The organism is Cyanobium sp. BA5m-21 (genome assembly GCF_024346235.1).
Classification (GTDB): domain Bacteria; phylum Cyanobacteriota; class Cyanobacteriia; order PCC-6307; family Cyanobiaceae; genus Cyanobium_A; species Cyanobium_A usitatum.
This window is the reverse complement of the sequence record NZ_JAGQCO010000002.1, coordinates 39160-51870: the sequence shown is the minus strand read 5'-3', so window position 1 is coordinate 51870 and position 12711 is coordinate 39160. Positions and strand designations below refer to the sequence as shown.

Here is a 12711-nt window from a genome sequence, read left to right as displayed (position 1 = left end):
GCTAATACTGAACTTTTAAAATGGGCGATACTGGATTCGAACCAGTGACTCCTACCGTGTCAAGGTAGTGCTCTACCTCTGAGCTAATCGCCCCAGAAGCTTTGCCAGGTTACAGGTAGGCCTGATTCAGGTAATCACTCAGCAGCGCACCAGCTCGATTCGCCAGCGCTCCCGCTTGGTTGCTGTGACCGTCTCAAGCTGCAGTTCGCCCCGGCCCTCCAGCTGAACCCGGTCTCCCACCGTCAGCGGCCGGCTGGGACTGCTGACTGGCTGCCAGTTGAGTCTCACCCTGCCTTGGCGGATCAGCTCGGCCATGCGGTTGCGAGATAACCCGAATCCGGCAGAGGCCACCGCATCGAGGCGCAGGGAGGCTTCCACGGTTTGAAAGCGGCGGGGCAGGCGCGGCGCCGGAAGTTGCAACTCATGCAGGGGGCGGGCTTCCAGGGCCACCTCCACCGTGCGCACCACAGCGGTGCGGCCATCAAAGGCAGCAGCTTGAGCAGCCGTGAGAATTGCCTGGGCACCCCGGTCGCCTCGCAGCCAGAGATCGCCCAGCTCTCCCTCCGCAGCGCCGAGGGCTAGCAGGCCCGCGCGGAAGTCTTGTCGCTCAGCCGGGTCAAATAGGAAATTGCCGCCCAGCTCCAGGCCCATCAGGCCGGCGGCAACTTCATCGGCATCAATGGCTGCGTCGTAGCGCTGCAAAAGCAGACGCTGGCGTTCAGCTCCTGGGTAGCCCCCCCGGCTGGCCATCTCCAGCTCGGCCAGCCCTGCCAGGTGCTCTTGGGCCTGCTCAAGCAACGCCCCATCAAGAAAGGGAGTCCACACCGGCTCCCAGGTGCGCAGGGCCTGGTCTGCGGCAGCGATCACGGCTTCAAGGTCCCTAGCCATCGCCCAGTCGCACCACCGCCAGGGGTTTGGCCTGCTGCAGGGAGGTCCAAGGCATATCGATGCCGTTAGCGGTTTCGGCCAGCAGCAGCCAGTTGCCTTCTTCCACCCGGTTGCGCAGGCTGCGGATGCGGTCGTCCTCTTCGGAGCGCACGCTCGCGGCGGCTGCAAAGCTGCCCATCCAGCCCGAACCCATGCCGAGCAGGGCGCCGATCAGGTGCTGGCTCCAGGCACCCGCAAAGGCGAAGGTGTCCAGATCGGTGATGTAGGTGAAGGTGAGGCCAGCCAAAAAGCCAAAGGGAATTAGCCAGCGCGCCATGCCCTGCTGGCGGGCCCGCCTTGCCACCGCAGGGTTTAGCCGGGCCACCTCGGCCATGGCCTGCTCTCCCTCTCCGATGGCCTCCAACTGCAGCAGCGGCGGCTGCAGCTCGGCCAGTCGATCCCGAAGCTGATGCAACCTTTTGCGGTCGTTCAGAACTACCACCACACTTGTGCCCACGCTGCGCCTTGCTCAGTGTTGTTGGGGCGATTCTCGCCGCTCACTACACTGCACGGCCGGCTCTCCGCTTCGCACCGCCGGGCATGACAAAGGTTCTCGTTTCGGATCCCATCGACCAGGCGGGGATCGACATCCTGTCCCAGGTGGCTCAGGTTGATGTACGCACTGGCCTGCCCCCCGAGGAGCTCAAGGCGATCATCGGCGACTACGACGCCCTGATGATTCGCTCAGGCACCACGGTGACTGCCGAAATCATCGAAGCGGCCGACAAGCTGCGGATCATTGGACGAGCCGGCGTCGGCGTCGACAACGTCGATGTGCCGGCGGCCACCAAGCGCGGTGTACTTGTGGTGAACTCGCCGGAGGGCAACACCATCGCCGCCGCTGAGCAGGCCTTAGCCCTGATGCTGGCCCTGTCGCGCCACGTGCCCCATGCCCATGCCAGCACCATGGCCGGCGGCTGGGATCGCAAGAAATACGTGGGCAACGAGCTCTACAAGAAAAAGCTGGGCGTGGTGGGTCTCGGCAAGATCGGCTCCCACGTGGCCCGGGTGGCCAAGGCGATGGGCATGGACGTGATGGCCTACGACCCCTACGTGTCTGCCGAGCGGGCCCAGCAAATGCAGGTCCGACTGCTGCCCCTGCCCGCCCTGTTTGCCGAAGCTGACTTCGTCAGCCTGCACCTGCCCCGCACCCCAGACACCGAGAACCTGGTGAACGCGGAGCTGCTCAAGACAATGAAATCGACGGCGCGGATCGTTAACTGCGCCCGCGGCGGCATCATTGACGAAGCGGCCCTCGCTGAGGCGGTTGAGAACGGCACCATCGGCGGCGCTGCCCTTGATGTGTACGCCAAAGAGCCCCTAGAGGCAGGTTCGCCCTTGCGGCAGGTGAAGGAGCGCCTAATCCTCACGCCCCATTTGGGTGCCTCCACCGAAGAAGCCCAGGAAAACGTCGCGATCGATGTGGCCGAGCAGATCCGCGACGTACTGCTTGGCTTGCCTGCCCGCAGCGCCGTGAATATTCCTGGCCTCAATGCCGAGGTGATGGAGCAGCTCAAGCCCCACCTGCAATTGGCCGAAACCCTGGGTCAGCTGCTGAGCCAGCTGGCTGGTGGCCCGATCAGTGAGCTCGAGGTGAGACTCCAGGGCGACTTCGCCGCCCACCCTGCCCAGCCGCTGGTGGTGGCGGCCCTCAAGGGTCTGCTTTCCACCGCCCTGGGCGACAGCATCAATTACGTGAACGCCAGCTTGGAGGCCAAGGAGCGCGGCATCCACGTGCTCGAAGTCAAGGATGACGCCAGTCGTGATTTCGCCGGTGGTTCGCTGCAGCTCAGCTGCCGCAACTCCCAGGCCAGCCACAGCGTTACCGGAGCGGTGTTCGCCGAAGGCGAGCTGCGCATCACCACCATCGATGAATTTCCGGTGAACGTGGCTCCAAGCCGCCACATGCTGTTCACTCGCCACCGGGACATGCCCGGGATCATCGGCCAGTTGGGCTCCCTGTTGGGCGAGCACAACGTCAACATCGCCTCTATGCAGGTGGGCCGCCGCATCGTGCGTGGTGACGCCGTGATGGTGCTCAGCCTCGATGACCCCATCCCCCCCAGCCTGCTGGTCTCGGTGCACGCCATCAACGGCATTCAGGAAGCCCACCCGGTAACCCTTTGATGGCCGCTGCCCCGGGCTGGTGGCGACTCGAGCTGGCCTCCCTGCCGGAGCTGGAGGAATCCCTGCTCTGGAAGCTCGCTGACCTGGGCATAGCTCGGGTTGCGGTTCAGCACCGTCCCGAAACCCCCAGCCAGCGGCAGCTGATTGCCTGGTTGCCGGCAATCGATTGGCCTGAGTTGGAGCGGCAACAGCTGGCTCTGGCTCTGGCGCCCCTGGCCGAGCCCTTCGGCTTGGCCCTGCCCCCGCTGCGGTGGAGTCAGCAGGCCGATGAAGACTGGAGCCTCAGCTGGAAGCAGCACTGGCAGGCCGATCCTGTGGGCAAGGGGCTGCTGATCCTGCCTGCGTGGCTGCCCTGTCCGCCCGAGCATGCCGAGCGGCGGCTGATTGCCATGGATCCGGGCAGTGCCTTCGGCACCGGCAGCCATCCCACCACCAGGCTGTGCCTGGAGGCCTTGGAGCTGCTGGCCGCCATGACGCCAGAGGGGCTGGCTGGCCTGCGGGTGGCCGACCTCGGCTGCGGTAGCGGCGTGCTGGGCCTGGCTGCCCTGCGGCTGGGCGCGGCCTCGGTAGCGGCTGTCGATACCGATTCGCTGGCAGTGCGAGCCACCACCGACAATGCTGCCCTCAACGGGCTCACGCCTCAAGTGCGGGTGCAACTGGGCTCGGTAGAAGCCCTCGCTGAGCTGCTCGAGGGCCAGCCGGCCGATCTTTTGCTGTGCAACATCCTTGCTCCGGTGATTCAGGCCCTTTGTCCAGCCTTCAACACCGTGCTGGCTGCCAACGGCGTGGGTCTGCTCAGTGGCCTGCTCGTTGACCAGGCTCCGGCGTTGCAGCTGGCCCTGCGGGACGAGGGCTGGCAGGCCGAACTCACTGCCGAACAAAGCCAGTGGGGCCTGATGACGATCCGGCGTGTCGCATAAGGCACGCTGATCTGTGCCTTCAATTTGATTGGCCTTCCAGCGTTCTGGCCGCCAAATCGACGGTTAGGGCGTCCGGCGGATGTATGAAGGGCGAGTCCTACAGGCCCGGCTTCCGGGTGCCTGTGAGCCCCAATCTTTTTCATGGCTTCCTACAAGGTCACCCTCATCAGCGAGAGCGAAGGCCTCAACAAGACCATCGAGGTTCCTGATGACCAGTACATCCTCGACGCTGCTGAAGAGCAGGGCGTTGATCTGCCCTACTCCTGCCGCGCCGGCGCTTGCTCCACCTGCGCAGGCAAGCTGACCTCCGGCACCGTCGACCAAAGCGACCAGAGCTTCCTCGACGACGACCAGATCGAAGCTGGTTTTGTGCTCACCTGCGTGGCCTACCCCACCAGCGATTGCACCATCAAGACCCACGCCGAAGAAGAGCTCTATTGAGCCCCAGATCAGCCTGCGCAGGCTCGGCAAATCCCGGACCTGCGCTTGAGCAATCTGAACTTCTCTGCCACCCTTAGGGGGTGGCTTTTTGCTGTCATTCCCGAGCCGCAGTTCTGTGTCAGCCCAGGCACCCCCCTCCCGGGGCAACGTCGCAGCCCTGCTGGAGCCAGGGAGCGAGCACACCAGCCCCGGCGGCCACTACAGCTATCGGGTGCTGGGCCCCTGCTGCCGCCTGTTTGATCGCGAGGAGTTGCCCTGGCCCTGCTGTCGGTTGGCCTGGCATAGCAAGGAGCCAAGCTGGCGGCGCATCGGCCGGCGCTTTGTGCCTGATCTGGCCTCCCGCCGCTGCCCGTCCTATGCCGTTGAGCTGCTGCAGCCCGGCGCCCGCCCCACCCGCACGGTTATCACCCTGTTCCCGATGCGGCTTGAATCCCAGTTGCAGGAGTGGTGGTACAGCAAGCAGCCCACCTCCCTAGACCTGACCAACTGCAAGCCACCGCCTTTTACGGCCAATAAAAAAGCCGGTGCTGTTGCACCGGCTGAACAAGGGGATTGAGGCTAAAAGTTGATCTGTTATTAAAAGTTGATCTGAGGCTAGAAGTAGATCTTGCCGCCGCCCCACTGGATGCCCTGAACCTTGGGGGACACCAGGATGTAGCCAGCCATCAGGCGCAGGTCTTCGTCGTCGAGGTCGCGCATTTTCACGAAGATGTCGCTGCTGCGCATGCTGGGGTGCACGTCAGCAATGCTGTATTCCCCGTCGTAGGAGGTGGGGTTCTTCATGTAGTCCACCAGGGCCTCAACGCTGTCCCGCGACGGCGTCGCCAGGGCCAGAGTTTCAGGGTCGAGGCCCACGTTCTGATTGGTTTTGGTGATGCCACCGGCGTGGCACTCGCCGCAGCTGCTGTTGAACACCTTGCGACCGGCCTTGATCTCCTGCTCGCTGAAGGTCACCAGGGTGCCGTCTGGCGTGGCGGGCACGGTGAGCTGCTCTGTGGTCCAGGCGGCTGCCAGAGCCGGGCTGCCGAAGCCCATGAACAGCAGCAGGGCAAGCATGGTTCGAGCAAGAACGCGAACCGCCTTGCGGAGGGCAGCCGAGGGGAAGGAGGAGGCCATTGGAAAAAGCCGGCGGGTAGGCGGTAAAGACCGCATCGGAGACCTTGTATCACGGGGAAAGGGCCCTCCGCAGCCGATTAACGCGAACTGTTGCAGGGCTAGGCCGTGGCTGGTTCGGATGGGGTGATGTCGATGCTGAGGAAATCCTTGGCCACCAGGGTGTTGGCAAAGATGGATTGGGCTTCCGCTACCAGGTCGTCGGGGGTCATCGGATTGCCTGGCATGTAGCGAGGGCTCAGGTGGGTGAGCACCAGTTGCTTGACGCCGGCCTCCAGGGCGGTTTGGGCCGCCATCGTGCTGGTGGAGTGCTGGCGCTGGTAGGCAAGCTCCGCTTCGGCGTGGGAAAAGGTGGATTCGTGGATCAGTAGGTCAGCGCCGCGGGCCAGCTCCACCGCCGCTTCGCAGAACACGGTGTCGGTGCAATACACAACGCTGACCCCCGGGCGATCGGGGCCGCAAAGGCTGGCGCCATTGATGATCCGGCCGTCTTCAAGGCTGATGTCGCGCCCAGCCTTGAGCTCGGCGTAGATCGGCCCTGGCGGGATGCCGAGGGCCTTGGCTCGCTCCACGTCGAAGCGGCCCGCCCGCGGCTTCTGATCGACCCGGTAGGCGTAGGCAGGCACCCGGTGGGTCAGCGGCGTGCAGCGCACCGTGAGGTCGTCGTCATCGAGGAGCAGGGCACCGCTCTCGGCAGCGGATCGCACCCGGTGGGTGCGAAGGGGGTAGCTGATCCGGGTGGAGGAGGTGCGCAGCACCCCTTCGAGGTAGTCGCGCAGGGGATCGGGGCCGTAGAGGTCGATGCCCGTGCAGGTGCCCGCCAGGCCGAGGCTGGCCAGCAGGCCGGGCAGGCCAAATACATGGTCGCCGTGCATGTGGGTGACGAAAATCCGCCGCAGCTGGCTCACCCGCAGATCGCTGCGCAGAAACTGGTGCTGGGTGCCCTCGCCGCAGTCGAACAACCACAGCTCGCTGCGCTGGGGCAGACGCAGCGCCACGGCCGAGACATTGCGGCCCCGGGTGGGCACACCTGAGCTGGTGCCTAAAAAGGTGACCTGCACGGTCGTGCTGCCTCTGGCGCATGTTGCCACGCCGGGCACAATGGGCCCCCTGAGTCGGGAGAAGCAGCCTCCGTGCCCGTATTGCGCTTTCCCCTGGTGTCTTTGCTGGCAAGCGCCCTGGTGCTGACCGGTGCTGCTCCGGGACAGCTGCGGGCCCAGCAGGCCAACCCGCAGGTGCGGGTGCTGTTGCTCGAAACGGTCAAGCTCACGCTGGCGGCGCCTCAGCAGCCCTTGGTTTTGCGGGCCGGTAGCCAGCGCTGGTCGCTGGCGCCGCTGGAGCCGGTGGTGTTGCAGCTGGCTGCCGGCAGCCTTGTGCTGGAACGAGCCGCCGGCGTGGAGCGACTGCCTGCAGTTAGAGAGCTCTGGCTGGAGCCGGCAGCCCAGTCCGCTGTCCCCCCGTTGGATTTGCAGTTCAGCCCCCAGGAAGGCGCCGATTTTCAGCTACAGCAGCGGGGCTATCGCGGCCGACTGCAGGTGCTTGTGGGTAGCTCATCCCTACAGGCCGTGAACCATGTGCCCCTCGAGGCCTACCTGCCCAGCGTGGTGGCCAGCGAGATGCCGGCGAGCTGGCCCCAGGCGGCCCTGCGCGCTCAGGCGGTGGCAGCCCGCACCTATGCCCTGCGTCAGCGCAAGCCGGCTGCCGCCTTTGACGTGAGCGCCACGGTTTCCAGCCAGGTTTACAAGGGTGTTGAGGCGGAAACCCCTTCAACCCGTCAGGCGGTTGTTAGCACCCGCGGCCAGGTGTTGATGTTTGGTCCCAGCCTGGCCAACGCGGTTTTTCACAGCAGCGCCGGTGGCAGCACCGAAAACAGCGGTGATCTCTGGAGCCAGCAGCTTCCGTACCTGGTGAGCGTGCCCGATTTTGATCAGCACAGCCCGGTGAACGCCTGGCAGTTGCGCCTGGAGCCCGAGCAGCTGCAGAAGGCGTTTGGCGAGATCGGCGGTGCCCAGCGCATCGATGTGCTCGCCACCACCGGCTCTGGTCGGGTGCGCCAGGCGCGGGTGACTGGCCCTGCCGGCACCCTGGTGCTCACCGGCGCCCAGCTGCGCAGCCGCCTGGGGCTCAAGAGCACCATGGTGCGCTTTGAGGTGCTGGCCCCACAGCTGGCGGCCCTGCCGGCCTTGCCGCCGCTGATGCCGCGGGCTGCCGACCAAAGTGGGCTAGCCGAGCCTGCCATCACCCCGGATCAGGGGCCCGTGCAACTGCCTCCGCCTTCGCTGCTGGCGATCGGCCGGGGCTTCGGCCATGGTGTGGGTATGAGCCAGTGGGGCGCCCACGGCATGGCCAACCGGGGCCAGAGCTACGAGCAGATCCTGCATCACTACTACCGCGGAACGGAGTTGCGCCCCTACGTCAGCCCCTGAAGTTGGAGTTGCGCTGCCTCGTTGATGGGCCGGCCGTGGCTGCTGCGGTGGCGTCCCGCCTGCTGGAAGAGCGCCTGCAGCGGCCCCGGCTTCCCCTGGGACTGGCCACGGGCCGCACCATGGAGCCTGTCTACGCGGCCTTAGCCCAGCAGCTTGAGCAGCTCAGTGGGGCGCAACAGCAGGCGATACGCCAGGGCTGGCTGAGCTTCAACCTGGATGAATATGTGGGCTTGGCGGCCACCGATACCCGTTCCTTTGCGGCCTTCATGGCTGCCCGGCTGCAGCGCACCTTGGGGTTGCAGCCTGAGCAGGTGCTGCTGCCCGATGGCCTGGCGGCCGATCCCCAGGCTGAGGCCAGGCGCTACGGCTCCGCCCTCGCGGTTGCTGGTGGTGTGGGGCTGCAGCTGCTTGGTTTGGGCTTAAACGGCCATGTGGGCTTCAACGAGCCCCCCTGCGGAGCTCAAGCCCCCTGCCGCTGCCTGACCCTCAGCGCCGCCACCCGGACCCAGAACGCTGGTGCCTTTGGCGGCGATCCCGAGGCGGTGCCGGCCCAGGCGATCACGCTTGGATTGGCGGAGATCCTGGCGGCAGAGCGGATCCTGCTGGTGGTCACCGGGGCCAGTAAGGCTGCCATTTTGAAACGGGCTTTGCAGGAGCCCCCCTGCCCTGAGGTGCCAGCCAGCTGGCTGCAGCACCACCCCCGGCTGGAGGTGGTGGCGGATCGGGCGGCCCTAGGGACGTTCCTGCAGGGCAGGTAGCTGCCATTGCCCTGAAAGGGCCGACGGGCCTGGCCCATAGAGACGGCCCACGAAGAAGAAGGGCCCAGCAGGAGCCGGCAGCCAGTTGGAGACCTTGGCTGGGCCTGGGTTTTCATGCTGGAGATAGATCTCCAGGGAGCCATCTGCCCCCAGCTTCAGGCCCTCGGTGCGATCCCCGATCGAATAGCGGTTGATCGGATTGGCCACCAGCAATCGCTGGGGGAGTGAATACATCGTGATCGACCAGAACTCACTCACCGGCGGTAGCTGGCCGGCGGGGAAGCGCAGCACCCACTGGCGGCGGCCATCGAGCACCTTGCCGTCGGGGCCTTTCTGCTGAGTGGCGTAGAAGGCCTCGGAACTGCTGTTGCCGTAGATCCCCAGCATCGCCCCCATGGCCCGGTAGGTGAGGTAATCGCTCCCGAGTTCCTCGCGGGTGCCGAAGAAGCCCTTGGAACTGCTCTGGGCCAGGGCCTTGCTGCGCAGGTTGGTGGCGGCGGCGGCCACCCCGGCCTCGATGGCGCTGCGGGTGGCGGGAGTCAGTTGTTTGGGGTCAAAGGGCCGCCCCGGGCCGATGCCGATGCGGGCGAAGCGAGTCATCATCCCCTGCTCCGACGGCACGGTGGGCATGAACGGCAGCAGGGCGTTGAGGTAGCCGATGAAGCCGATTCCCTCGGCCTTTGCCGGATCCCAGGCGGGCCAGTTCACCGGCGGAGCGGGCTTGGGCGGCTTGGTCCCTTCGAAGCTCGAAAGGGGGATCAACTGGTATTTCGCCTGCAGCGCCTGAAGCGCTGGGATGTCCCCGGGCCCGTTGAGCTGGGTGCGGGTGAGGCTGCCTACGAAATCTGTCTCGGCGCGGAACACCTTGGTGATCCCCTTGGGCACGCTGCCCTGCCAACGGGGGCCGGCAAACAAATAGGTGCCGGCGCCGCGCCCCGTGGCCCGCACGCCGGTGTAGGCGAAGTTGTGGGTGTAGAGGTCGACCCACTGGTTTACGTAATAGCGGGGTGCCGGCACGGCTGGCAGCTTCAGCACGATCGGTTCAGCCCTTAGATCCAGCCAGGTCCAGGAATAGGGCGTGTCGTTGTTGGGGGTGACGATGTCGGTGTCGGCCGGGGTGGCGGAGCGGCTCTAATGACGGAATCGGTTGAAGCCGCCCACATAGCCCGGAAAGGCCTTGTTCTGAGTCTGGTTCCAGAAGGTCTGGTAGCCCTGCAGGGGGGCATAGGCGTAGAGCCAGGCCTCAGCGGCGATGGCCTTCGCTTCGGCGGGGGTGGGGGCTGGCGCCACAGAGGCGGCTAGGGCTGGTCCCGGCGCGGCGCTGGTCACTGCCATCAGGGCGAGGATCAGCCCCAGGCTTCTGGGCGGACGCTGGTTGCTGGTCTTCATGGCTGGATCGTCGTGATGTCGTTGAGTTGCCAGGTTTTGGCGAAATAGGGCTCGGTGGGGCCGTAGAAGCGGAAGTAGGCAAACCAGCCCTTGCCTGGAGTGGTCTGGATCCAGTTCTTGGCACCGGCAGGCCGGATTGGCCCGAAATCCACATCCACCGAGCCGTCGGCGTTGCTCGCCAGATCGGGCTTGCGGGAGCTGAGGTCGGCGGCCCCCTGGGGGGTGATCAGCGGGCCGCGGCTGAGGTTGTCGTAGAGGGTGATCGACCAGAACTGCTTCACCGGCGCATTGGCCGGCACGCGCATGCGATAGCTGCGGCCGCCGTCGAGCCATTGGCCCTTGGCATCTTTGGAGGCCTCCAGATACACCTGGCCGAAGCCCACCACCCGGCCCTGCATCCCCACCGACATTGCTATGGCCTCGTAGAACCAGGAGCTGCGTTCGTCGAACTGAACCCGCAGCTTGTCGGGGGATTCCTGATTCAGATCAAACAGGACGGCGTACTCCCAGTGCTTGCCGGGGTACACCGTGGCTCCAGGGGTGCGCTTGTCGTAGGCGATGGTGCGGGCCATCAGGTCACCCAGCTGGGCCCCCTCGCTGAGGATTCGTGCCTGCCGGGCCTCGGGCTTGAAAGGCTGGCCCGGCGCAATGCCCAGGGGCGACAGCATCCCAAACATCATCCGATCGCGGGGGGCGACGGGCTCATTGGCGTAAAGATCACTGAGCAGCCGCCAGTAGGAGAGATCGGCGGGTTGGGCCGACTGCCAGGGGCGCCCGCCCACCTCGCTGTACCCGGTGGCCGCTGGGTTGGTGCGTTCGTTCCAGCCGTAGAGACGGTGCTGGCGCACGGTGGCCTCGGCCACGGCCTTGTCCGGCGCCAGGCCCCGGGTGCCGAACCACACCTGGTTGCTTGGGGAGCGGAAGATGCGGTAGCCCGGGGCCACCACCTCCGGCCCACCGGGGGGAAGGATCAGGTACTTGCCGCCGGCGCCCTTGTCGGGCCCGGTCTGGCCCAGGTCGGTGATCGGCTGCTGCCAGATGTCGAGCACGCCGCCGGCGGTGAGCCCGGCCGGCACCTCCACCACCAGCGGCCCCTGCTTGGCCAGATCCCAGAAGCTGAAGGCGTAGAGGGTAGTGATGTTGGGGGTGAGCATCCCCGCCTTGTCCTGCAGCGTGCGGTAGAGCAGCACATCGCCGTTGCGCACGCCCATGGTTTTCGCCTGGGCGTCGTAGAGGGCCTTGAAGCCCACCGCGGGCAGGGCCCACAGGTAGCCCTGGGTGGCCCGCTGCAGGTCGAGGGTGTCGTAGAGCTTGCGGGCGGTGGCGGCCGTGGGGTAGCCGTTCTCCAGTTGCAGGCGTCCCAAAGCCGGCGTGTCCACGCTGGTTTTGGCTGAGGCGGTGGGTGCGGCCTGGGCCAGGGACGGGCTGCTCAGGGGGGCCAGCAGGGCCAGGATTCCCAGGGATAGCGCTGCGGGGCGGACAGGGGGCATTAAGCGGGGTGCTAGGGGGGTCGCGTACTAATTATTAGTGAGGAACCTCGCCGCTGTTTGCCGCCGAATCACACAAAGTCGTGTGGCGGCTGAACGATCAGCTAGTCACGATTATGTAAGGAATCTTTCTCGGCCTTGCCAATGACATCTAATCCAGCTCCGCCCGCTTCCGGTGTTCGCAAGATTCCGGTTCGGACTGCTCACGGCACGTTTGAGGTTTGGACACGTTGCAGCGGTGCAAGTCCAAACATCAAGCTATTGCTGCTCCATGGCGGGCCTGGCTGCACCCACGAGTATTTCGAGGTGTTTGATAGCTTTCTGCCCCAGGCGGGAGTCGAGCTCTATTTCTACGATCAGTTGGGTTCGCATCACAGCAGCCAGCCTGATCACGCTGATCTCTGGGAGATCGAGCGATTTGTCGATGAGGTGGAGCAGGTGCGCCAAGCCCTGGCTCTCGATGGCAACAATTTTTTCTTGCTCGGTCACTCCTGGGGCGGGATTCTGGCGATTGAGTATGCGCTGCGCCACCAGCAGCATCTGAAGGGATTAATAATCTCTAACATGGTTTGGAGTGTGCCCGAGTATAATCGTTACGCTGAAGAAAATTTTCTACGTCAACTGCCGGCGGGCGTTCTGGCCGAGCTCCAAGCCATCGAAGCTGCCGAGGATTACGACAACCCACGCTACATGGAGTTGTTGATTCCGCACCACTACGAGCACCATGTGTTGCGCCGACCCTATGCGCAATGGCCCGATTCGGTTCTGCGTGCATTTGAGCACCTCAATCCGAAGGTCTACATCCCCATGCAGGGCCCCAGTGAGCTGGGCGCGCGTGGCAAGTTGGCCCAGTGGGATCGCAGGGCTGACCTATCACGGATTCAGGTTCCCACTCTCACCATTGGTGCCGCCCACGACACCATGAATCCCCAGCAGATGGCGGCTATGGCCAAGGCTCTGCCGCGGGGTTCCCATCTCCACTGCCCGAATGGAAGCCATATGGCGATGGTTGATGACCAGGTGGTTTATATCCAGGGTCTGATCGATTTTCTGCGGCGGGTTGATGCCCAAACGATTCGAGAGGATCCTTAAGTGGGTTAGCCACTGCCTAGAGCAGTTGCTT

Annotated in this window: 14 protein-coding genes, 1 tRNA gene and 1 pseudogene; 7 read left to right on the top strand and 9 right to left on the bottom strand. The window is 65.1% G+C overall.

Annotated features, from left to right (window positions below; all coding sequences use genetic code 11):
• Window positions 1–21: 21 nt before the first annotated feature.
• The 3 genes from KBY72_RS00970 to KBY72_RS00960 form a co-directional block, all read right to left on the bottom strand.
• Window positions 22–93 (bottom strand) — tRNA-Val (locus KBY72_RS00970).
• 45 nt (window positions 94–138) lie between these two features.
• Window positions 139–888 carry a photosystem II S4 domain protein gene (locus KBY72_RS00965; protein WP_254992947.1) on the bottom strand — a complete coding sequence of 250 codons (750 nt, stop codon included), beginning with the start codon at window positions 886–888 and terminating at the stop codon, window positions 139–141.
• Entirely contained in the window at window positions 881–1384 is a 504-nt protein-coding gene (locus tag KBY72_RS00960; RefSeq protein ID WP_254992945.1) for a hypothetical protein, read from the bottom strand. The genes KBY72_RS00965 and KBY72_RS00960 overlap by 8 nt, the downstream gene beginning before the upstream one ends.
• 83 nt (window positions 1385–1467) lie before the next feature.
• On the opposite strand from KBY72_RS00960, the gene serA reads away from it, so the two are divergent.
• From serA to KBY72_RS00940, 4 genes are all read left to right on the top strand, one after another.
• Window positions 1468–3054, top strand: a complete 1587-nt coding sequence (gene serA / locus KBY72_RS00955; RefSeq protein ID WP_106502302.1) for a phosphoglycerate dehydrogenase — start codon at window positions 1468–1470, stop codon at window positions 3052–3054.
• Window positions 3054–3974, top strand: coding sequence for a 50S ribosomal protein L11 methyltransferase (prmA, locus tag KBY72_RS00950; protein WP_254959819.1), 921 nt, complete (start codon window positions 3054–3056; stop codon window positions 3972–3974). The genes serA and prmA overlap by 1 nt, the downstream gene beginning before the upstream one ends.
• A 141-nt stretch (window positions 3975–4115) precedes the next feature.
• A complete protein-coding gene (locus KBY72_RS00945; protein ID WP_106502300.1) occupies window positions 4116–4415 on the top strand; it encodes a ferredoxin in 300 nt (99 codons plus the stop codon).
• Window positions 4416–4503: 88 nt separating this feature from the next.
• The gene (locus tag KBY72_RS00940) at window positions 4504–4971 is read left to right on the top strand and encodes a hypothetical protein (protein WP_409995472.1); all 468 of its coding nucleotides are present in this window, start codon (window positions 4504–4506) and stop codon (window positions 4969–4971) included.
• 38 nt (window positions 4972–5009) lie between these two features.
• Here KBY72_RS00940 and psbV read toward each other — a convergent pair whose 3' ends face one another.
• Both psbV and rnz read right to left on the bottom strand, forming a co-directional pair.
• Window positions 5010–5531 (bottom strand): photosystem II cytochrome c-550, encoded by a 522-nt coding sequence (gene psbV, locus KBY72_RS00935; protein ID WP_254959816.1) that lies wholly within the window; start codon window positions 5529–5531, stop codon window positions 5010–5012.
• 98 nt (window positions 5532–5629) lie between these two features.
• Complete coding sequence (gene rnz, locus KBY72_RS00930; protein ID WP_254959892.1) at window positions 5630–6589, bottom strand: ribonuclease Z; 960 nt, start codon at window positions 6587–6589, stop codon at window positions 5630–5632.
• A 72-nt stretch (window positions 6590–6661) separates the two neighbouring features.
• Between rnz and KBY72_RS00925 the strand changes: the two genes are divergently transcribed.
• The gene (locus tag KBY72_RS00925) at window positions 6662–7954 is read left to right on the top strand and encodes a SpoIID/LytB domain-containing protein (RefSeq protein ID WP_254992943.1); all 1293 of its coding nucleotides are present in this window, start codon (window positions 6662–6664) and stop codon (window positions 7952–7954) included.
• Window positions 7955–7956: 2 nt separating this feature from the next.
• The gene (locus KBY72_RS00920; RefSeq protein WP_255021670.1) at window positions 7957–8712 is read left to right on the top strand and encodes a glucosamine-6-phosphate deaminase; all 756 of its coding nucleotides are present in this window, start codon (window positions 7957–7959) and stop codon (window positions 8710–8712) included.
• Here KBY72_RS00920 and KBY72_RS00915 read toward each other — a convergent pair.
• From KBY72_RS00915 to KBY72_RS00900, 4 genes and pseudogenes are all read right to left on the bottom strand, one after another.
• Window positions 8686–9099, bottom strand: coding sequence for a DUF1214 domain-containing protein (locus tag KBY72_RS00915; RefSeq protein ID WP_254959890.1), 414 nt, complete (start codon window positions 9097–9099; stop codon window positions 8686–8688). The two genes, KBY72_RS00920 and KBY72_RS00915, sit on opposite strands and share 27 nt — an antisense overlap.
• 378 nt (window positions 9100–9477) lie before the next feature.
• Window positions 9478–9825 (bottom strand): annotated as a pseudogene (locus KBY72_RS00910) (DUF1254 domain-containing protein); the annotation flags it as partial.
• Between the two features lie 18 nt (window positions 9826–9843).
• A complete protein-coding gene (locus KBY72_RS00905) occupies window positions 9844–10101 on the bottom strand; it encodes a hypothetical protein (protein ID WP_254959814.1) in 258 nt (85 codons plus the stop codon).
• Window positions 10098–11591 carry a DUF1254 domain-containing protein gene (locus tag KBY72_RS00900; protein WP_254959813.1) on the bottom strand — a complete coding sequence of 498 codons (1494 nt, stop codon included), beginning with the start codon at window positions 11589–11591 and terminating at the stop codon, window positions 10098–10100. The genes KBY72_RS00905 and KBY72_RS00900 overlap by 4 nt, the downstream gene beginning before the upstream one ends.
• Before the next feature lie 141 nt (window positions 11592–11732).
• On the opposite strand from KBY72_RS00900, the gene KBY72_RS00895 reads away from it, so the two are divergent.
• Entirely contained in the window at window positions 11733–12680 is a 948-nt protein-coding gene (locus KBY72_RS00895; protein WP_254959812.1) for a proline iminopeptidase-family hydrolase, read from the top strand.
• Window positions 12681–12711 lie beyond the last annotated feature (31 nt).

Coding starts and splice junctions, on each gene's coding strand:
- psbV (WP_254959816.1), bottom strand. CDS start 5,531: ATGGCCTCCTCCTTCCCCTCGGCTGCCCTCCGCAAGGCGGTTCGCGTT.
- KBY72_RS00895 (WP_254959812.1), top strand. CDS start 11,733: ATGACATCTAATCCAGCTCCGCCCGCTTCCGGTGTTCGCAAGATTCCG.
- KBY72_RS00945 (WP_106502300.1), top strand. CDS start 4,116: ATGGCTTCCTACAAGGTCACCCTCATCAGCGAGAGCGAAGGCCTCAAC.
- KBY72_RS00905 (WP_254959814.1), bottom strand. CDS start 10,101: ATGAAGACCAGCAACCAGCGTCCGCCCAGAAGCCTGGGGCTGATCCTC.
- KBY72_RS00965 (WP_254992947.1), bottom strand. CDS start 888: ATGGCTAGGGACCTTGAAGCCGTGATCGCTGCCGCAGACCAGGCCCTG.
- KBY72_RS00915 (WP_254959890.1), bottom strand. CDS start 9,099: ATGCTGGGGATCTACGGCAACAGCAGTTCCGAGGCCTTCTACGCCACT.
- KBY72_RS00900 (WP_254959813.1), bottom strand. CDS start 11,591: ATGCCCCCTGTCCGCCCCGCAGCGCTATCCCTGGGAATCCTGGCCCTG.
- prmA (WP_254959819.1), top strand. CDS start 3,054: ATGGCCGCTGCCCCGGGCTGGTGGCGACTCGAGCTGGCCTCCCTGCCG.
- serA (WP_106502302.1), top strand. CDS start 1,468: ATGACAAAGGTTCTCGTTTCGGATCCCATCGACCAGGCGGGGATCGAC.